Source organism: Aurantiacibacter rhizosphaerae (assembly GCF_009807005.1).
GTDB classification, from domain to species: domain Bacteria; phylum Pseudomonadota; class Alphaproteobacteria; order Sphingomonadales; family Sphingomonadaceae; genus Alteraurantiacibacter; species Alteraurantiacibacter rhizosphaerae.
Genome location: NZ_WUBR01000003.1, coordinates 217,197 through 235,352, shown reverse-complemented (window position 1 = coordinate 235,352; position 18,156 = coordinate 217,197). Strand labels below are relative to the sequence as shown.

18 protein-coding genes and 1 tRNA gene are annotated in these 18,156 nt (G+C 62.9%); 8 read left to right on the top strand and 11 right to left on the bottom strand.

The annotated features are described in order from the left end of the window. Positions 1-69 precede the first annotated feature (69 nt). The 4 genes from GRF63_RS13465 to GRF63_RS13450 all read left to right on the top strand — a co-directional run bounded on the left by GRF63_RS13465 (position 70) and on the right by GRF63_RS13450 (position 4,569). The gene (locus tag GRF63_RS13465) at positions 70-672 is read left to right on the top strand and encodes a TetR/AcrR family transcriptional regulator (protein WP_160486564.1); all 603 of its coding nucleotides are present in this window, start codon (positions 70-72) and stop codon (positions 670-672) included. Between the two features lie 227 nt (positions 673-899). Then, positions 900-2,471, top strand: a complete 1,572-nt coding sequence (locus GRF63_RS13460) for a winged helix-turn-helix domain-containing protein (RefSeq protein WP_160486563.1) — start codon at positions 900-902, stop codon at positions 2,469-2,471. Between the two features lie 175 nt (positions 2,472-2,646). Further along, positions 2,647-3,108: a hypothetical protein gene (locus GRF63_RS13455; protein WP_160486562.1), complete on the top strand. Its 462-nt coding sequence runs from the start codon at positions 2,647-2,649 to the stop codon at positions 3,106-3,108. Between the two features lie 144 nt (positions 3,109-3,252). Further along, positions 3,253-4,569 (top strand): MFS transporter, encoded by a 1,317-nt coding sequence (locus GRF63_RS13450; protein WP_160486561.1) that lies wholly within the window; start codon positions 3,253-3,255, stop codon positions 4,567-4,569. A gap of 2 nt (positions 4,570-4,571) precedes the next feature. On the opposite strand, the gene GRF63_RS13445 is transcribed toward GRF63_RS13450, so the two are convergent. From GRF63_RS13445 to GRF63_RS13415, 7 genes are all read right to left on the bottom strand, one after another. Beyond that, positions 4,572-4,647 (bottom strand) — tRNA-Lys (locus GRF63_RS13445). A gap of 33 nt (positions 4,648-4,680) precedes the next feature. Beyond that, positions 4,681-5,181, bottom strand: a complete 501-nt coding sequence (folK, locus tag GRF63_RS13440) for a 2-amino-4-hydroxy-6-hydroxymethyldihydropteridine diphosphokinase (protein WP_237392493.1) — start codon at positions 5,179-5,181, stop codon at positions 4,681-4,683. Further along, the gene (aguB, locus tag GRF63_RS13435; protein ID WP_160486560.1) at positions 5,178-6,041 is read right to left on the bottom strand and encodes an N-carbamoylputrescine amidase; all 864 of its coding nucleotides are present in this window, start codon (positions 6,039-6,041) and stop codon (positions 5,178-5,180) included. The genes folK and aguB overlap by 4 nt, the downstream gene beginning before the upstream one ends. Positions 6,042-6,082: 41 nt before the next feature. Then, positions 6,083-6,856, bottom strand: coding sequence for an SIMPL domain-containing protein (locus GRF63_RS13430; RefSeq protein WP_160486559.1), 774 nt, complete (start codon positions 6,854-6,856; stop codon positions 6,083-6,085). Positions 6,857-6,921: 65 nt separating this feature from the next. Further along, entirely contained in the window at positions 6,922-7,407 is a 486-nt protein-coding gene (locus GRF63_RS13425; RefSeq protein ID WP_160486558.1) for an SgcJ/EcaC family oxidoreductase, read from the bottom strand. Beyond that, positions 7,407-8,357 (bottom strand): class I SAM-dependent methyltransferase, encoded by a 951-nt coding sequence (locus GRF63_RS13420; RefSeq protein ID WP_160486557.1) that lies wholly within the window; start codon positions 8,355-8,357, stop codon positions 7,407-7,409. Before GRF63_RS13420 ends, GRF63_RS13425 begins: the two co-directional genes overlap by 1 nt. Continuing rightward, the gene (locus GRF63_RS13415) at positions 8,357-9,178 is read right to left on the bottom strand and encodes a class I SAM-dependent methyltransferase (protein ID WP_160486556.1); all 822 of its coding nucleotides are present in this window, start codon (positions 9,176-9,178) and stop codon (positions 8,357-8,359) included. The genes GRF63_RS13420 and GRF63_RS13415 overlap by 1 nt, the downstream gene beginning before the upstream one ends. A 137-nt stretch (positions 9,179-9,315) precedes the next feature. On the opposite strand from GRF63_RS13415, the gene msrA reads away from it, so the two are divergent. Beyond that, the gene (gene msrA, locus GRF63_RS13410) at positions 9,316-9,843 is read left to right on the top strand and encodes a peptide-methionine (S)-S-oxide reductase MsrA (RefSeq protein WP_160486555.1); all 528 of its coding nucleotides are present in this window, start codon (positions 9,316-9,318) and stop codon (positions 9,841-9,843) included. A 314-nt stretch (positions 9,844-10,157) separates the two neighbouring features. Here msrA and GRF63_RS13405 read toward each other — a convergent pair whose 3' ends face one another. Continuing rightward, entirely contained in the window at positions 10,158-11,411 is a 1,254-nt protein-coding gene (locus tag GRF63_RS13405) for an RsmB/NOP family class I SAM-dependent RNA methyltransferase (RefSeq protein ID WP_160486554.1), read from the bottom strand. 58 nt (positions 11,412-11,469) lie between these two features. Between GRF63_RS13405 and GRF63_RS13400 the strand changes: the two genes are divergently transcribed. Then, positions 11,470-11,625, top strand: a complete 156-nt coding sequence (locus GRF63_RS13400) for a DUF1674 domain-containing protein (RefSeq protein WP_160486553.1) — start codon at positions 11,470-11,472, stop codon at positions 11,623-11,625. Here the strand turns inward: GRF63_RS13400 and hemH are convergent. Genes hemH through GRF63_RS13385 form a run of 3 tightly spaced genes read right to left on the bottom strand, consistent with a single transcriptional unit; the run spans position 11,622 to position 15,905 of the window. Next, a complete protein-coding gene (gene hemH / locus GRF63_RS13395) occupies positions 11,622-12,644 on the bottom strand; it encodes a ferrochelatase (protein ID WP_160486552.1) in 1,023 nt (340 codons plus the stop codon). The two genes, GRF63_RS13400 and hemH, sit on opposite strands and share 4 nt — an antisense overlap. A 13-nt stretch (positions 12,645-12,657) precedes the next feature. Continuing rightward, positions 12,658-14,931 carry a molybdopterin cofactor-binding domain-containing protein gene (locus GRF63_RS13390; RefSeq protein WP_160486551.1) on the bottom strand — a complete coding sequence of 758 codons (2,274 nt, stop codon included), beginning with the start codon at positions 14,929-14,931 and terminating at the stop codon, positions 12,658-12,660. 5 nt (positions 14,932-14,936) lie between these two features. Further along, positions 14,937-15,905: a P-loop NTPase gene (locus GRF63_RS13385; RefSeq protein WP_160486550.1), complete on the bottom strand. Its 969-nt coding sequence runs from the start codon at positions 15,903-15,905 to the stop codon at positions 14,937-14,939. Positions 15,906-15,998: 93 nt separating this feature from the next. Between GRF63_RS13385 and hflK the strand changes: the two genes are divergently transcribed. Further along, positions 15,999-17,207: a protease modulator HflK gene (gene hflK / locus GRF63_RS13380; RefSeq protein ID WP_237392492.1), complete on the top strand. Its 1,209-nt coding sequence runs from the start codon at positions 15,999-16,001 to the stop codon at positions 17,205-17,207. Between the two features lies 1 nt (position 17,208). Continuing rightward, the gene (gene hflC / locus GRF63_RS13375) at positions 17,209-18,048 is read left to right on the top strand and encodes a protease modulator HflC (protein WP_160486549.1); all 840 of its coding nucleotides are present in this window, start codon (positions 17,209-17,211) and stop codon (positions 18,046-18,048) included. Positions 18,049-18,156: the final 108 nt, after the last annotated feature.

The window sequence follows — 18,156 nt, the reverse complement described above, 5'->3', positions numbered from 1 at the left end:
GTCCCATACAATTAAACGATGTTCAATTAAAAATTAGACAACGTTCAATTTGTCGGTTAACAGACGTGTATGGGACGGCGATCCGATCACACTCCTGATGAGCTTCACGACCTGCTGGTTTCGCGCGGGCATGAAGTGATGGCCGAACGCGGCTTCGCCAAATTCTCTGCAAGGGAGGCCGCGCGGCGCGCAGGCTATTCCGTGGGAACCATCTATAATGTGTTCGGCGGGCTGGATGGCTATCTGATCGCGATCAACAGCCACACCTTCCGCAAATGGAGCGCCTGTCTGCAAAGCGCCCTTGCCGATGAAACCGGCGATGGCGACGCGCGGATCGCGGCCCTGGTGCGCGCCTATTTCGCCTTTGCCGACAGCAACCGCAACGCGTGGATGGCGATTTACGACCACCGTATTGACCGCACCAACGCGGTTGCCAAGGCGGATGAGACAGCGCGCGAAGAGCTGACCGGTATCGTCGATGCAGAGGTTACGCGCTGGCTGGGGCAGCCCGAAGACGCCTCCACCCGCCGCCTCGTGCGGTCCCTGATTGCCACGGTGCATGGCCACTGCGCGCTGTGGCTTACGGGTAGCTACGCCCTGCTGCAGGAAGAAGACCCTGCCGGACAGGCTCTGGCCCGCGTGATGGAAGCGCTTGCCGCACAACGAAGCTGACCGCCGGCGTCAGCCCGCCCTGATTGCGCAAGGGCGGCATTTGTGGAAGAAAGCTTTACGCAAAACACCGGATGGAAATGTCGCGGAGCAGGACGAACCTGTCCCGGCAATAAAATTTGCAGCATGGGGCGCTTTTTCAATCATCAGTGAATGTATCGGGGGAGAGACATTCTTTGAAAGCCGAAGTCAGTAAATACACTGATTCCGCTCGCGGGGGCGGGGATTGGATGGTCGGCGCGTTCAACGTCGACCCCGATCGCAATTGTATTTGGCGCGATGGTAAGCCGCATCAGATCGAGCCGCTGATCATGGACGTCCTGATGTTCCTGATCGAGCATGCAGGCAAGGTCGTGACCCGTGATCAGCTGATCGAACATGTCTGGTTCTTCAATCCGGGTGCGGATGAAAGTCTGACCCGCGCGATCTCGATACTGCGCGCAATCTTCAATGCCGATAAAACGAACGCGCCCTACATCACCACAATCTGGAAACGCGGCTATGCGCTGGTGGCCGAAACCCGGCGATCCGAGGCTGGGCAAGAGCGCCGGGCCGAGGACAGTGAAGCGCTTCCCCGCTATCAATGCTCTGGCGATTTCTCGGTAGGGGTGCTGCCGTTTCAGAACATGTCGGGCATGCCGGAAGATGCCTTTCTGGCCGACGGTATCACCCGCGATCTCACCATGCTGCTGTCACGCGTGCCGCGGCTGCACGTGGCCGCCTACAGTTCGGCGCTCGCGATTGACGAGGGCAGCGCATCCCTGCCCGACATCGCCGCCAGCCTTGGGGTGCGCTATGTGGTGAGTGGATCGCTGCAACGGCGCGGCGATGAATTTCAGCTGCGCACGGCACTGATGGACGGGGTGGGCAATACGCAGGTCTGGGCGGAGCGGATTGAAAGCACGCTCGATCAATTTTTCGAAGTGCAGGACAAGATCGTCCTCGACGTATCGACATCTACGGCAAGTGCACTGGTCGTGTCCCACGCCCGGGAATTGCAGAGCCGCCGCCAGTTCCAGCTCAACGCCTATCAACTGGTGCAAAGGGCGGAGAACCTGCGGCTTAACTACAACCGGTCCACGGCGCAGGAGATTGTCCAGCTGCTGGACCGTGCCGTGACCTTGCAGCCCGATGATGCCGCCGTGCACGCGGCGCTGGCCGTGCAATTGACGCAGAACGTCACCAGCAAGTTCGACGATAATCCTTCGCAGGCCTTTGCCCAGGCGAAGCGGCACGTGGAAACCGCCATATCCTTCGCGCCGGACGATCCTGATGTGCTGGCCGCGGCGGGGATCACCGCCACCATGATGGGCAATGCTCGTCTTGCGGTGCGCAATCTTACCCGCGCGGTGGAGCGCGATCCCAACAACCCTCACACGCTGGCCGTGCTTGGCTGGCAGCACTGCTGGCTGCATGGCAATCGCGAAGGTCTCGCGATGATCGAAACGGCAGAGGCGCGCGCGCCGCATCATCCGCGCTATGCCGTGTGGGCGCATTATCGCGGGCATTGCGAAATACGGTTGGGCAATGTCGATGCGGCTATCGCGGCCTATCGTGAATGTGACGAGCGCAATCCCGATTACAGCCTCAATCTGGTGACGCTGGCCGCCGCGCTGGCCTTTGCCGGACGGGATGACGAGGCGAGGCGCGTGATCGACCGGATCAGGCTCATTGCCCCCGATTACACGATGGCGGACTTCCGGTTTTTGGTCGACCGGATGATCTACTGGTTCGGCAGCGATCCTTCCGGGGATGACATGGTTAGCGCGCTGGGCGCCATATGGGACAGCCAGGCAGGTTGATCACGCGCCGCGTGACGCCAATTTGCAGAAATTCTCCTGCACTCTCAAACACCTCATATTTCCATCAGGATTCTTTAAGGACAGCCGGTGCGAAGGTGAACGATACCGCTGGCAGGCCGGCTTCAACATCGTGTGAACGATCTCAAGCCAGCCCTGAAACAGGGGGACTGCAACCATGAAGAATTTCGCAAAAATCGTCACGACAATCGCACTGGCCGGCTTCGCCACACCGGCAATGGCGCAGCTTGAGCCGTACACCGATTACACGGTGAGCGACTCGGTTTCATCCGTCACGACCGTGAAGGTCAACGCCAATATGATGGACCATTACCTGGAGGGCCTGCGCAAGACCTGGGTCACCACGAATGAGATGAGCAAGGAGATGGGGCACATTGAAAGCTACGCCATCTACGTCAGCGACCTTCCCGCGAGTGGCGATTTCAACCTGCTACTGGTCGTCCGCTTTGCCAACACGGCCGATCTTGCCCCGAACAAGGCGCGCTACGAAGCTTTCATGCGCGAATGGGGCGAGGCCAACAAGCTGGAAAACGAGGAAATTACCGCCACGGTCTATCCCGACCTGCGGGAAATCACCGGAGAATATTTGCTGCGCGAGCTTAGGATGAAGCCAGAATAATCCGGCTCCGATAGCCGTGCGGACCGGTGATCGCGGCGGAAGCGGGGGCATGCGCCCCGATCACCAGGCTCGTGACTGGGCCCGTCACTGGGCCCGTTACTGGGCCCGGCTATCGCACATCAACGAAGTTGGGGGGACTTCCAGATGAAAAACGCAGCAATGACCATCGATGGCCGGGCGCAGCGCGCATGGCCATCGATGGTCGAAAACAAGCCACTTCGCTTTGCCGCCACGATGATCCTGTATTTCATGCAGGGCGTGCCGGTCGGCCTGTCCATGATCGTCCTGCCGCCATGGTTTGCGGCCAACGGAGCCAGCGCGCTGGAAGTGGGCGCTTTTATCGGCTTCGCAACGCTGCCCTGGGCGATGAAGCCCTTGGCCGGCCTGTTCATGGACCGCTATGCCTATCGCCCGATGGGACGGCGGCGGGCATGGATCCTGCTCGCACAGGCCGCCATGGTCGCCGTGCTGATCATGCTTGCCATATCGGCCCCCGATGCCAGCGAAATTGCCCTGCTTGGCAGCTTCTGTTTCGCGCTGAACGTTTGCGCGATCTTCAACGATGTTGCCGTAGACGGCATGACCATCGATCTCGTGCCAATAGAGGAACGCGGTGCGATCAACGGATGCATGATGGGCTCGCAAGGCGTCGGCTTCGCGGTGACCGGCTATATCGGTGGGCAGCTTGTCCTGAGCGGCGGCATGGCGGCGACTGCATTCGCCTTTGCGATCCTTGTGGCAGTGCCGTCCATCATCGTAGGCCTGTTTCGAGAGCGTCCGGGCGAACGGCTGATGCCGTGGACCAGCGGATCCCCCTCCGCCGAATGTGAGGCCTTGCGGCAGGACGGGTGGTGGCCGATGCTCAAGGCGGTTGTCGGCTCGCTGGCGAAGGTGCGGATCGTCGTCTATCTCCTCGCTTTCTTCCTGATGATGGTAACATGGGTACAGATCGAAAGCGTCGGCCCCACCCTGGCGGTGAAGGAGCTGGGCTGGTCCAGCGACGGTTACAGCACCTTTGGTTCGGCGGTCATGCTAGGCGCCGGGTTGTTGGGGATCGTGTTTACGGGCCTGCTCATCAAATGGTGCGGCATCGTTCGACTGACCGTTGTCGCCAGCCTCGTCCTGATCGTGGCCGCATTGATAGCTGGCACAACCTTTTCCGCATGGGAAGGCAATACGATTTTCATGACGATCTTCATCGTGCAGACCGTCACCGTCACCCTGATAACCATCCTGATGATCGCGTGGGGAATGATGCTGAGCAATCCGGCGGTCGCGGCCAGCCAGTTCGCTGTTATGATGGCGATCCCGAATTTCGGAAGATCGACCATGGCCGGGGCATCGGGCCAGGTTATCGAAAGCTTCGGCTACGGCGCGACATTCTTCGTTACCGCCGCCATCACAACGCTGGGGCTGGCGGTGTTCCTGTTTGCCGCAAAAGGGCAGGATGGCGGGAAATAAGGTGGTGAGCCCTGCTGGGTTCGAACCAGCGACCTACTGATTAAAAGTCAGTTGCTCTACCGACTGAGCTAAGGGCCCCCACGGGGTGACAGCGCGAATGGCTGCGGGCGCTCACCTAGGGGCGGGGCGGTTGCGGGTCAAGCGGGCATGGAGTTGTTTTAGCGTGCGCCCCGTCAACGGGTCCCGCCAATCGGGGGCGATGGCCGCTGCAGGGCCGAGGACGAAGTCCCTTTCGCGAAACAGTGTGTGGGGGATTTTCAGCTCTGGCGCATCGAATACGCCGCCGCTCCACAGCACGATATCGAGGTCCAGCGGGCGCGCGCGCCAGCGCTGGCCGCGGCGCTGCCTGCCGCAATCCCTCTCGATCTTCTGAAGGGCTGCCAGCGCCTGCTCCGGCACAAGATCGGTGGTCGCCACCAATGCACCATTGGCATAGGTCCTTTGCGAAGGGCCAACGGGTCGGCTGGCGATGATGGGCGCGACCGCATCGATGACAAAGCCTGCCTTCTCCATCAGGGCGATGGCGTGATGCAGCACGGCGCGCGGTCCGCCCACGCCGGCCATGCGCTGGTTACTGCCCAGCGCGATCAGATAGTGATGCGGCCCGGTCAAATGTCCTCTGCAATGCGACCGTAAAGCTGCGGGCGGCGATCGCGGAAGAAGCCCCAGCTGGCGCGATGCTGGCGCGCGGCGGCCAGATCCAGCTTTGCCGTCAGCACGCCCGTTTCCGCTGCGCCATATTCGGCCAGCAGGTCGCCCCATTCATCGGCAATGAAGCTGTGGCCGTAAAAGCTGGTGCCTTCCTCCTGGCTGCCTTCATGGCCAATGCGGTTGGCGGCGACCACGGGCATGCAGTTGGACACCGCATGGCCGATCATCGCGCGGCGCCACATGCGGCTGGTGTCCATCTCCGCATCCTTGGGTTCAGAACCGATGGCGGTGGGGTAGAACAGCACCTGCGCGCCCTTCAGCGCCAGGCAACGCGCGGTTTCGGGATACCACTGATCCCAGCAGATGCCGATGCCGATGCGCGCGCCAAACACGTCCCACACCTTGAACCCGTCATTGCCGGGGCGGAAATAGAATTTCTCCTCATACCCCGGCCCATCCGGGATGTGGCTTTTGCGGTATGTGCCCATGATCTCGCCATCGGCGTCAATCATCGCCAGCGTGTTGTAATAGTGGTGCTCGTCCCGCTCGAAAAAGCTGGTGGGGATGGCCACGCCCAGCTTCTTTGCCAGCGCCTGCATGGCGATGACGGAAGGGTGCTCGGCCGTGGGGCGGGCAAGGGCGAAAAACTCGTCCTTCTCCTCCCGGCAGAAATAGGGGCCGGAGAACAGTTCGGGCGGCAGGATCACCTGCGCGCCCTGCCCTGCGGCCTCGGCCACCAGATCGGAAACGGCGGCGATATTCTCGCTCTCGTCTTCGCGGGAAAGGGCCAGTTGCAGCGCGGCGACAGTCAGTGTGCTCATGCTGCTGGCGTTACTGGCCTGCCGATTTCTCTACAAGAGGACTATTTCTCCACCAGCGCGAAATCCACCTGCACGGTGACGGAGCTGGTGGTCTGGCCGGGCATGATCGTGGCCGACTCGTTCTGCGGCGCTGTCGCTGCCTGCGTGCGGACCACCGGCGCCACGCTGACCGGCGGGGCAGGCATGGCCGCATCCATCGCGGTGGCCTGCGCGCCTGCCAGCCAGCGATTGCCCTGCTGTCCGCCCGCATCGCGAATGTAGAGAACGCGGCTGACCTCCATGCCCGCGGCATCGGCATAGGCCTCTGCGCGAGACATCGCCGCGGCATAGGCATTGGCATAGGCGGTGTTGGCGGCGGCTTCGGGATCGGACATGCGCAGATCCGGGCCGGATACGATATTAGCACCCACGCCCGTCACGGCGGTAACGGCAGCGCCGGCCTTTTCGATATCGCGCACGCGGACGGAGAGGGTGTTGGATGCCTGGAACTGGCCGCGCCTGTCTCCCCAGTCGATCCGCTGGACGTTCACGGCGCTGGTTTGAATGTCATCCTCTGCAATGCCCAATTCGCGCAGGGCGGCGACTATTTCGGCGATGTCTTCCTGCGTTTCGGACGATGCGGCCTCCGCATTGCTGGCCCAATTCTGCACGCCTGCGCTGAATTGTGCTTCGTCAGGGCGGGTATCGGCCTGTCCGCTGGCGCTGACCGACAACAGAGTTTCGGCCTTTTCCACGCCGCGCGGATCGTACACGGTATCCCCGCAGGCGGAGAGCGCGAGGGCGCTGGTCAGCAGGCAAATCGGCAATATCTTCATCGGCTTATTCCCCATGTTATAATATATCACATGGGGAATAAGCCGTTCGTGGCTGAACGCCGGATTTACGAGCTATGGTCTGCCACGATCTTCCATCCGCCCGGTTCGCGCGCGAAAACTAGGCTGGTGAAGCCCGTTGCCGGTTCGCGGCCATCGGGATAGGTTAGGATGTACCGCCCGATGTAAAGGGCGTGGCGTTCACCAAGGGCGCGGATGTCTTCGGTTTCGAATGTCAGCACACCCCGCTCGGCCGGGCCCGGCTGAGACCAGTCGTAGGCTTCGCGGTAGCGATCTTCCATCGCATCCTTGCCGCGCATCAGGCCGCCCGAACCTACGAAACTGGTGTCCGGCGCATCGGAATAGATCGCCAGAAAGCGATCCATGTCGCCCTCGTTCCAGCCGGTCGCGCTATCCTGCATAACCGATTCGATTTCGACGACTGGCAGCGGCATAGTCGACGCCGTCTCCGTTGCGGCAGGCTCGACCGGCTGAGCCTCAGGCGTGCAGGCGGCGAGGACCAGCGCGCTGGCCGTAACCAGTGCCGCCCGCATCAATTCACCTTGCGGAACAGCAACGTCATCCTGTCACTCTCGCCGATTTCAGCCCGGCGGGCACGCTCTGCGCTGCCTTCATCCGCGCCGCGATAGCTGGGCGGCAGGCTCCACACGCCGCCGTTCCAATTGGCCGGATCGCGCGGGTTGGCGTTGATCTCCGCAGCGGAAACCAGTTCAAAGCCATAGGCGGCAAACAGGCGGATCACGTCCTCCTGCCGCTGATAGCCATTGTCGCCAAGGGTGTATTCGACAGGTGCGTTCTGGCTGGCGCGGTGTTGCACCACGCCGACAAGGCCATCGTCCTTCAGCAGCGTGCGGATGGCCATCATCGAATCGTGAAACCAGCCGAAACGGCGCATGTTGTGCACTTCGCGGAAGATCAGCACACGGTCTGCACTGCCGGCAAAGCTGGCCATATCGTCATCGGTGTTGAGGCCGTAGACCCGCGCGCCGTCCATCCCCACCCACTGCCGCGCATCGGCGGGAATGCGGGAGGAGGCATTGCGGTACATATCCCAATACCCCGTCAATTCGGGATGCAATTCAGGGTTGAGGCCGATGTAATTGCCCTCCCTCCCCAGATAGGGGATCAGCACGCGCGAGTACCAGCCGCCAGCGGGCATATAATCCACCACGGTCATGCCCGGTTCCACGCGGAAGAAGTTCAGCGTCTGCGCCGGATTGCGATAGGCGTCGCGCGCACGGTCTTCCGCGCGGCGGGGATGCTGCAACACGCTGTCGATGCTGGAGGTCTGCCCTTGCACGGGCAAGGTTTGCGGCTGGGCCTGCGGCTGGTTCTGTTGCTGGCCGCCGCCCAGAACATTCAGCACGCCGCGCAAGATCTGCTGGCCGGTGGATTCCTCCTCCTGCTGTTGCTGTTGCTGCTGGGCATAAGCGGGAGCGGAGGCCGCGATCGCGATGGCGGCAAGGGAGGTGAGAATACGCATCAGTCGGCCTTTTTGAACAATAGGGTCATACGGTCACTTTCACCGATGGCATCATAGCGCGCGCGATCGTCTTCGCCGTACCGCAGCACCGGCGGCAGCGTCCACACGCCGCCATCCCAATTGGCGGGATCGTCCGGGTTGGCGTTTACTTCCGAACTGTCGACCAGCTCGAACCCGTTCAGCGCGAACAGCGCCACCACATCGTCCTGCTTCAGATAGCCGTTGGAGCCATTGGCATAGGACCACGGCGCATCTGCTTTTGCGCGGTGCTGCACAACGCCCACCATGCCATCATCGGCCAGCAGGCTGCGCATGTTGCGCAGTTCGCTGTCCGCGCGATTGCCGTTCAGCAATCCATGCAGTGCGCGGAACACCAGTATGCGGTCCACCGTCCCTGCCACGCCCTCTGGCGCTTCGTCGCTTTCAAAGGCCACGATCTTGTCAGCATCCACGCCCGTCCATCCGGCGGCCACGCCAGGGAAGGTTTCGGGCCAGCTTTTCGTGCGACCTTCAGCGGCCCGGCTGGAAAAGCTGCGCTGGTCGCTATCGCCATCAACAGCGTAATAGGTGCCGTGCGCTGCGATCCACGGGGCCAGCACGCGGGTGTACCAGCCGCCGCCGGGGCCGTATTCCACCACCGTCATGCCAGGTTCCACCTGGAAGAATTCCAGCGTCTCAACCGGATGGCGATATGCGTCACGCGGCGCATCGTCGGCGCGCATGTCCATCGCCAGCACGTCCTCCAGCGATGGCGCCATGTGATGCTCGGCCAGCGCAGGCGCGGAAACCGCGAAGGCTGCAACGGCGAAAAGAGGGGCCAAATGACTGGTAAGACGCACTGATATTTCTCCCGGAATGAAATCTTTGCGGCACTTTAGGATGCATGGGGGAGATGACAAGCGGACTTAGGGCCCCCATCTCGCCTGCAAGCCGTTAGAGGCAAGAAGGAGTTTTGAATATGAGCGAGACAGTAATTGTCGCAGGCGGGTGCTTCTGGTGCACCGAAGCGGTTTTCAAGGATGTGATCGGCGTGGAAAGCGTCGAAAGCGGATATATCGGCGGCACCACCGAGAACCCGACCTACAAGGAAATCTGCACCGGCAACACCGGCCATGCAGAGGGCGTGAAGGTCACCTTCGATACAGACACGGTAACCTTGCCCGAAATCCTCGACATGTTCATGGGCACGCATGATCCCAGCCAGCTGAACCGGCAGGGCAACGACGTGGGCACGCAATATCGCAGCGCGATCTTCCCGATGTCAGACGAACAGAAGGCAGAGGCCGAAGCCGCCATCGCGCGCTGGAACGAAAGCCACGATGGCAAGGCCGTGACCACGATCGAAAGCGGCACATGGTATCCGGCAGAGGATTACCACCAGGAATATTGGGAGGGCGAAGGCCAGCGAAACCCCTATTGCATGGCCGTGATCCCGCCCAAGCTGATGAAGCTGCGCAAGAGCTTTGCCGACAAGGTGAAGAGCTAGGCTGTTCGATTTATAGCAGTCCGGGGCGCTCAGAACTGCGCGCCCCGGACCTGTATAGTCAGATCGTCCTGTCCGTCAGCCTTCCGGGGCAACGACAAGACGATTGTTGAAATGGTACGGGCGGGTCACTTTTTCGCAACCGTGAAAATTAGATGGCGCGCCCGGTCTTGAGCCAGAGCTTGCAAACCTAAAGCAAGGTTGAGTTAACCCGCCACCTTGACGGTGAAAGCGCGCCTGACCGGAATGCGGGCCATGCAAGACCGCCGGCTGTTAACCATATCCGCAAAGCAGCTTGTGGCGAGAGAGCGACCCTCTCAGGCCGTGAAGCGAGCGATGAAAAACCCGTCCAGCCCATCTGCATCGGGCAGCATTCCGGGATCGGTGCGCAGCCAGCCATCGCCGCGCGGCTGCAGGCCTGCGGGAAGCTCCTCTGCCCTGATCGGTGCAGGCGTCAGCGTGCAACTTGCGGCAATATCCTCACCCTCGCCCTGCTCCATGGAGCAGACGGCGTAGACCAGCGTGCCGCCCGGTTTCAGCCAGCCGGATGCGCGCTTTAGCACGGCGGATTGCAGCGTGGCCATCTCGGCAATCTGGCGTTCCGAGATACGGTGGATCACTTCGGGATGGCGGCGGCAGGTGCCCGTGGCCGTGCAGGGCGCATCCAGCAGGATCGCGTCGAATTTCTCCTCCGGCTCCCACTCCAGCGCATCAGCAATCACGGTGTTTGCGGAAAGGCCCACGCGCGCAAGGTTTTCCCGCAGGCGCAGCATGCGCTTGGGATGGACATCGAGTGCGGTAACGTCCCAGCCCGCAGCGGCCAGTTGCATCGTCTTGCCACCCGGCGCAGCGGCGATGTCCAGCACGCGCATCTGTCCCTCTGGCCCGTCGCCAGTGCCCAGCAGGCTGGCCGGGATCGTGGCGGCCAGATCCTGCACCCACCAGCTGCCCTCGTCATATCCTGGAAGATCGGAGACAGACGCACCGCGCGCCAGGCGCAGATGGCCTGGTGCCAGGCTGGTTGCCTGCAGACGCTCGGCAATTTCCGCCGTCAGTTCGGGCGATTTCAGCCGCAGGTCCAGCGGCGGCGGCGCGGCGATACCGGCAGCAATCGCGCCAAGATCGTAGTTTGTGCCTTCGCCCCAGCGCAGCGTCACAGCCTCCGGCAAGGTGGGCACATCGGGCAGGGTCGCCTCCCCCCGCGTCAGCGTGGCGAACACGCCATGCGCCAGCCGCTTTGGCCCTCCCACCAGCAATGGCAGCGCGGTGGCAACCACGGCATGCGGCGGGGTTTCCAGCCGCAGCCAGCCCGCCAGCATGATGCGCAGAACCATGCGCGCCTTGGCATCATCGGGCAGCGGGTTTTTCGTGGCGCCGTCGATCAGCGCATCCAGATCCACCAGCCAGCGCAGCACTTCGCTCGCCAGCGCCTTTGCCAGTGCGCGGTCGGAAAAGCTGGAGAGGCCATTGGCCGCCCCGCCCGCCTGTTCCAGCGTATCGCCACGGCGCAGCACGGCATCGAGCATTTTGAGCGCAGCGCGGCGCGGGAGTAATCCGGGGGTCTTGGCCATGACATGCCCCTAGGGCCAGTTGCACCTTCGCGCCAGAGCGCCCATGTTACACGGCACTATGAAAAGAGCGACCAAGCGACCCGAAAGCTTTGAAAAGCCCGCCTACTGGAGCAACAATCCACCGCCCAAGCCGGAGGCGAACGTAGTGGAAGAAAAGCTCAGCCCCACGCGTTACGGCGATTGGGTGAAGGACGGCATCGCCATCGATTTCTAGATCCAGCCACCCAGTTCGCGCCGGATGATCGCCTCCAGCATGGTCATCCCCGCATCGCTGGTGTTGAGGCAGGATAAGGTGGCAAATTGTTCGCCCCCTGCTTCCATGAATTGCTCCTTGCCGCGAATCGCCAGCTCTTCCAGCGTTTCCAGGCAATCGGCAGAGAAGCCCGGCGCCGCGATGGCCAGCCGCTTCGTGCCTTTCGCCGCCTCTTCCTCCAGCGTGGTGTCCGTCGCAGGCGTCAACCATTTTGCCGGGCCAAAGCGGCTTTGGAAGGTGGTGACCATGCGCAGATCACTGCGCGCCATTTTCTCTTCCAGCAGGCGCGCCGTCTTGCGGCAGTGGCAGTGATAGGGATCGCCCAGTTCAAGCGTGCGCTTCGGCATGCCGTGGAAGGACAGCAGCAGCACTTCTGGCGTGAAATCCAGCGCATCCAGCTGCCGGCTGATATCGGCGGCCAGCGCATCGATATAGGCAGGATCGTCATGATATGGCGGCAGCGTGCGCAGGCTGGCCTGCCAGCGTTTCTCGCCCAGCCATTCCGCCGCCTTGTCCACCACGGTGGCCGTGGTGGCGGCGCAATATTGCGGATAGAGCGGGGCCAGCAGAATACGCTCGCACCCGGCATCCATCAGTTTCTGCAACTGCCGGGGGATCGAAGGCTCCCCATAGCGCATGCCCCATTCCACCATCGCGCTCTCGCCCAGTCGATCCTGCAGGCCAGCGGCCTGATCGGCGGTGATGGCGGCCAGCGGCGATCCCTTGTCCGTCCACACCTCCCGATAGGCAGCCGCGCTTTTCTTTGGCCGCGTATTCAGGATGATGCCGCGCAGGATCGGTTGCCAGGCAATCGCCGGAATTTCGATCACGCGCCGGTCTGACAGGAATTCTCCCAGGTAACGGCGCACCGCGCCAGTCTCTGCCGCCTCCGGCGTGCCGAGATTGACGATCAGCACACCGATCTTGCCGCTGTTGACGGGCGGGTGGTCTGCGGGAAGCTGCTGGGGCTGCCAGGTCATGGCCTATTCCTGTTCATGGTAGCGCCGATAGCAGGGGAAGGCGGCGCAGGCGAACCCCTGTTGCACTGGCAAAGGCATTGGCCAGCGCGGGTGCCACGGGCGGCACGCCGATCTCGCCCGGATCGAATGGTTCGGCATCGCTTTGCACCAGCTCGATATTGATCTGCGGACAATCGGCCAAAGTGGGCATGGCCAGCGCGGAAAGGCGCTGATGCGTGGGCAGTCCGTCGGAATAATCGGTGGAGCAGCCCAGCGCCATGGCGAGGCCGAAAACCAGCCCGCCCTCAATCTGTTGCAGGGCAATGTCGCGATTGACGATGCGGCCAATGTCGACGCAAGCGAACAGCCGCCGGGCGCGCACGCCGCCTTCGCCCGCGCCGGCCTCTGCCACCAGCGCGATGCGTCCGGTTGCCGTGCCAAGATGCATGCGATGGCAGGCGATACCCTGCCCGCTGCCGGGCCTGCCGCCATCCCAGGATGCCAGACGCGCGGCGCGTTGCAGGCATTCGGCCATGCCCGGATCCTGCCCCAGCATCGCGATGCGATAGCTCATCGGTTCGCGAAAATACCTTTCCGCCAATTCATCGATAAAGCTTTCGCGCATGAAACAAGTGTAGCCATCGGCCTGCCCGCGCATGGGCGCGGTGGGCAGCATGGCGGTGACGGGCGCATGCTCCACGGAAAGATTGGGCACGCCATATGGCCCGGCAAGGCCCGACACCGCGAAGGGATCCGCCTCCCCCTCCAGCCCGTCGATAGCGGCCCAGCTCACCTCGTTATCGAACAGGCGGCGGCCGAATTCACGCATGGTGGGCGGGCTGGCCACGCGGGCGCGCAGGGTGCGGATATTGCCTTCGTTATCGGTTTCTGCCGCCATCAATCCGGCGGCGGGCGGGCGCGGGAAGCTGGCGACCTGTTCCTGCCAGCGTGACCATGTCAGCTGCACCGGACGCCCCGCCTCTCTTGCCAGCAAGGCGACCTGAATGGCGATCTCGCTTTGCAGCCGCCTGTCGAAACTGCCGCCAGCGGACACGGGATAAAGCACCACCTTGCCCACGCTGATACCCAGCGCCTTAGCCGCCGCCCTGCGCGCGAATTCGGGCGCCTGGGTCGGCAGCCACAGTTCCAGCGTGCCGTCCAGCAGGCGCGCAGTGGCGGTGGCGGTCTCGATGGTGGCATGGACGCCGGGTGAGACATCATATTTGCGCGCCATGGTGGGCGTGTACCCATCGATCCCTGTGCCGCGCGTTTCGAATACCGTGCCCGGCCCATCGTCCAGGTGGCGGGCCAGCGCCTCTGCAATGGCAGGGCTGTTCACCGGCCGCTCCACCGCAAAGCGCGGGGCGATGGCCTGCAGCGCCTGCTCGGCAGACCACCAGTTATCGGCAATTGCCGCCAGCCAGCGCTTGCCCCGCACCAGCTGGATCAGCCCGCGTTGCCCGCGCGCCAGGCCGGCATCGAATTCCAGCAATTCGGATTTGTTCTGCGGGCCATGCCGGATGGCGGCGTAGACCATGCCCGGCAATCGCACATCGCCTGCAAACACGTGGCTGCCGTCCACCTTGGATGGCAGGTCCAGCCGGGGATAGGCGGGTGCTATATCGGTGCCCTCAATGCCCGCGATCGGCGCAGGTTCGAACGGGGCTTCGGGTTTCAGCGGCGGCGGGTCGGGCGGATCGAACCGCGCTGCATCCATCGCCAGTTCGGCAAAGCTGGCCGCGTGTTCATCGTGGTAGATCACGCCGTTTTCCGCGCGGCACTGATCCCACGGCACGTCCCACCGCTCTCCTGCTGCCATGGCCAGCATGGCCCGCGCCGCGGCCCCGGCATCGCGGCAGGGCTGTTCATAGGCAGCCAGCGTGGTGCCATCCGCCGTGACGGTAAAGCGTTTGTCCTGCGCCCAGTTGCGCAGCAGCAGATCGTCTGGTTCATCGGACAGTTCAGGGATCAGCGGGCCCCACAGCGGCGCCCAATGGGCGGCCAGCGGGACATTGGCATAGGCACCGCTTACGGGCGCAGGCTCCACCGCCACCTGCCGCCAGTCCGCCCCCATCTCCATCGCCACGATCTGCGGCAGCACTGTGGTGACGCCCTGCCCCATCTCCAGCTGCGGCACGGCCACGGTGATCACGCCGTCGCTGGCAATCTTCAGCCAGGCATCGACGACGATCTCTCCCTCGCCCGCCGCCAGCGGGTTGGCAAAGCTGCGCGGAGACAGGTTCCAGGCGATCAACAGCCCGCCGCCAATCGCGGCCCCGGCCAGCAATCCGCGCCGCGAAACCTGCATGCCGCTCAGCCCTTTACCGTGCCGAGAAATTCGCCAAGCTGCGCAGCGATCCCGGCGAAATAGGGGCCGTGCTGCGTATCATTGGCAGCAGGCGGCTGGCCGGTATCGCTGGCCACGCGGATCTCTATGGCAAGTGGCACACGGCCCATGAAAGGCACGCCCATGGCCTGCGCTGCGGCCTCCGTCCCGCCCTGGCCGAACGGATTGCTGACAGCGCCGCATTCGGGGCAGAGATAGCCGGCCATATTCTCCACCAGCCCCACAACTGGCACCTGCGCCTGCCTGAACAGGTCTATCGCCCGCGTTGCATCGATCAGGGCCAGGTCCTGCGGGGTGGAGACGATCACCGCGCCATCCGGCTTGAACTTCTGCAGCATCGTCAACTGCACATCGCCCGTGCCCGGCGGCAGGTCCACGATCAGAAGCTCTGTATCGCCCCAGTCCGCTTCCATCAGCTGCGCCAACGCCTGCCCCACCATCGGGCCGCGCCAGGCAATCGCCTTGCCCTGCTCTATCAACTGGCCCATCGACAGCACCTTCACGCCAAATTCGCTTTGCGTGGGGATCAGCACCTTGTCCTCTGCCCGGACCTTTTCATTCGCGGTGCCCAGCAACAATGGCTGCGAAGGGCCGTAGATATCGGCGTCCACCACGCCCACCTTCATACCCTGGTTCGCCAGCGCCACCGCGATATTGGTGGTGAGCGTGGATTTGCCCACGCCGCCCTTGCCAGAGCCGACGGCGATGATCTTGCGCGATACCTTGTCCGCCATCAGCGCCACGCGAACCTCGTTCACGCCTTCCACCGCGCCCACGGCCTGTTCCAGCTCCCCCTGCAATTGCGTGGCCGCGCTGCGGCCAAGGCCGCTGGCATCGGCCACGATCGTGGCGACCCCGTCCACAAGTTTGACGGACCGCACCATGCCGGAAAGTTCGGCCGGGATGGCGGATTTGACTGCTGCTTCACTGCTCATGGATGCGACTGCTAGCCGCTCTTGCGCACAAGGTCAGCAATATTGGCTGCAAACCCCCTGTTTTTTGCGCAAAGCGTTCCTATAGATAATGGCATGACATTTATGGGTGGGTTTTTCGAAAGGTTCGGCCTGGCAATGGCTGGTAAGCGCAATCCCTGGGGCAAGCCCTCAGGCGGCTCCGATGGCGGGGACGACGGCGGATCGGGTTCTGGCGGCGATGTTCCGGGCAGCGATGGCAGTGGCGATGATGCGCCGCCGCCGCGCGGTCCGCGCAATCCCTGGCTGCCGGGTGGTGGATCGGGCGGCGGTTCTGATCGTCCGCGCCGCAGCGCCAATATAGAAGACATCTTCAAGAACCGCGGTCCCGAAGGCCCGCGGCGCAGCGGCGGTGGCCCCGGCGGGCCGAACTTCCGCATTCCTCAGCGTCCCGGCGGGGGCAGCTGGTTCCCGATTGCGCTGGTCGCGATCCTTGCCATCTGGATTTTCGCCACCTCGATCCATTTCGTGCAGCCGCGCGAACAGGGCGTGGTGACGTGGCTGGGCGGCAAATATTACCGCACGCTCAACCCCGGTACAGAGTTTACCGCACCATGGCCGCTGCAAACCGTTGATATCGAGAACGTCAGCCAGATCCGCCGTGAAACGATTGGCGATGGCGCTGAAAACCTGATCCTGACAGGGGACCAGAGCCTGGTCGACCTGTCCTATCTGGTGCGCTGGAACATCAAGGATCTGGTGCAGTACAAGTTCGAGCTGGAAGACCCCAACGAGACGTTGCGCGAAGTGGCAGAGGCGGCGATGCGTGCCGCCGTGGCAGAGAACGATCTCGACACAGTGCTGTCAGGTGCCGGACGTGAAACGGTGCAGATCCGCGTGCGCGCTCGCATGCAGACCATCCTCGATGCCTATCAGGCCGGTATCAATGTGCAGGGCGTTGACATCGCGCGTACAGAAGCGCCGCAGCAGGTGATCGATGCCTTTAACGATGTGCTTGCCGCGCGTCAGGATAGGGAGCGCAGCCTGAACGAAGCACGCCGGTACGAGCAGCAATTGCTGGCCTCTGCCCAAGGTAGTGCCGCCGAGTTCAACGAGATCTACTCACAATATCGCCTCGCCCCCGAAGTGACACGGCGCAGGCTTTATTACGAGACAATGGAGGGCGTCCTGCGCGACACCGACAAGACCATTATCGAAACCGATGGCGTAACGCCGTATCTGCCGCTTCCCGAAGTGCAGCGCCGTTCGCGCGCCAGCCAGGGCCCGACCTTGACCGTCGGCCCTGCCCAGCCGGAGGGCCAGTAACATGTGGGAGCGCTATAAAGCTGTTTTCATCGCCCTGATCGTGCTGCTGGTTGTGATCGTCAGCTCTGTCGTCATCGTTCCGGAAACGCAGCAGGCCGTCGTGGTCCGCACAGGTGAACCGGTGCGCGTGATCAACCGCTTCGATCCGGCTGCCGATTTTACCGATACAGGGGCCGGCGTCAGCTGGCGCATCCCGATCATCGAACGGGTGCAGATGGTGGATCGCCGCATCCTGTCGCTGGACATGGAGGACGAGACCGTTCTCTCAAATGATCAGCAGCGTCTGCAGGTGAATGCCTATGCCCGCTATCGCATCTTCGATCCGGTATTGTTCGTCCAGCGCGCCGGTAGTGAAGATCAGCTGCGCAACCAGCTTGAACCGATCCTGACATCGGAACTGCGGCAGGAACTGGGCCGGCGCACATTCGCCAGCCTGCTGACCCCTGAACGCGGCAATGCGATGACCAACATCCGTGACACGCTGGATGACGAGGCCCGCAATTACGGGGCGCAGGTATTGGACGTGCGGATCAAGCAGGCTGACCTGCCCGTGGGCACGCCGCTTCAGGCTGCTTTCAACCGCATGCGTTCAGACCGTGAGGAAGAGGCCGAGACGATCCGTGCAGGCGGCCGCCGCGATGCGCAGATCATCCGCGCCGAATCCGAGGCGGAAGCCGCGCAGATCTATGCCGAGGCCTATAACCAGGACCCCGGCTTCTACGATTTCTTCCGGGCCATGCAGTCGTACCGCACCACCTTCTCATCAGGAGACGGTGAAAGCGCGATCATCATGAGCCCCGACAACGAATATCTGCGGCAGTTCCGCGGGGGTGGTAACTGATCCGCCGCCGGCGGGTCGATTACAGTTGTCGTTAAACGCGTGTTCAGCCGCTCTACGCTGGATATTGCGAATGGGGTGGAACCAAATCGGGCCCTCGTGCGAACAGCA

What these genes read in the sequence shown, in the direction of transcription:
- GRF63_RS13420 (WP_160486557.1), bottom strand. Translation starts at nt 8,357, where the DNA reads ATGCGTATTCTCACCTCCCTTGCCGCCATCGCGATCGCGGCCTCCGCT.
- hemH (WP_160486552.1), bottom strand. Translation starts at nt 12,644, where the DNA reads ATGACCTGGCAGCCCCAGCAGCTTCCCGCAGACCACCCGCCCGTCAAC.
- aguB (WP_160486560.1), bottom strand. Translation starts at nt 6,041, where the DNA reads ATGAGCACACTGACTGTCGCCGCGCTGCAACTGGCCCTTTCCCGCGAA.
- GRF63_RS13430 (WP_160486559.1), bottom strand. Translation starts at nt 6,856, where the DNA reads ATGAAGATATTGCCGATTTGCCTGCTGACCAGCGCCCTCGCGCTCTCC.
- GRF63_RS13390 (WP_160486551.1), bottom strand. Translation starts at nt 14,931, where the DNA reads ATGCAGGTTTCGCGGCGCGGATTGCTGGCCGGGGCCGCGATTGGCGGC.
- GRF63_RS13425 (WP_160486558.1), bottom strand. Translation starts at nt 7,407, where the DNA reads ATGCGGGCGGCACTGGTTACGGCCAGCGCGCTGGTCCTCGCCGCCTGC.
- GRF63_RS13465 (WP_160486564.1), top strand. Translation starts at nt 70, where the DNA reads ATGGGACGGCGATCCGATCACACTCCTGATGAGCTTCACGACCTGCTG.
- msrA (WP_160486555.1), top strand. Translation starts at nt 9,316, where the DNA reads ATGAGCGAGACAGTAATTGTCGCAGGCGGGTGCTTCTGGTGCACCGAA.
- GRF63_RS13450 (WP_160486561.1), top strand. Translation starts at nt 3,253, where the DNA reads ATGAAAAACGCAGCAATGACCATCGATGGCCGGGCGCAGCGCGCATGG.
- hflK (WP_237392492.1), top strand. Translation starts at nt 15,999, where the DNA reads ATGACATTTATGGGTGGGTTTTTCGAAAGGTTCGGCCTGGCAATGGCT.
- GRF63_RS13400 (WP_160486553.1), top strand. Translation starts at nt 11,470, where the DNA reads ATGAAAAGAGCGACCAAGCGACCCGAAAGCTTTGAAAAGCCCGCCTAC.
- GRF63_RS13460 (WP_160486563.1), top strand. Translation starts at nt 900, where the DNA reads ATGGTCGGCGCGTTCAACGTCGACCCCGATCGCAATTGTATTTGGCGC.
- GRF63_RS13405 (WP_160486554.1), bottom strand. Translation starts at nt 11,411, where the DNA reads ATGGCCAAGACCCCCGGATTACTCCCGCGCCGCGCTGCGCTCAAAATG.
- hflC (WP_160486549.1), top strand. Translation starts at nt 17,209, where the DNA reads ATGTGGGAGCGCTATAAAGCTGTTTTCATCGCCCTGATCGTGCTGCTG.
- GRF63_RS13385 (WP_160486550.1), bottom strand. Translation starts at nt 15,905, where the DNA reads ATGAGCAGTGAAGCAGCAGTCAAATCCGCCATCCCGGCCGAACTTTCC.
- GRF63_RS13455 (WP_160486562.1), top strand. Translation starts at nt 2,647, where the DNA reads ATGAAGAATTTCGCAAAAATCGTCACGACAATCGCACTGGCCGGCTTC.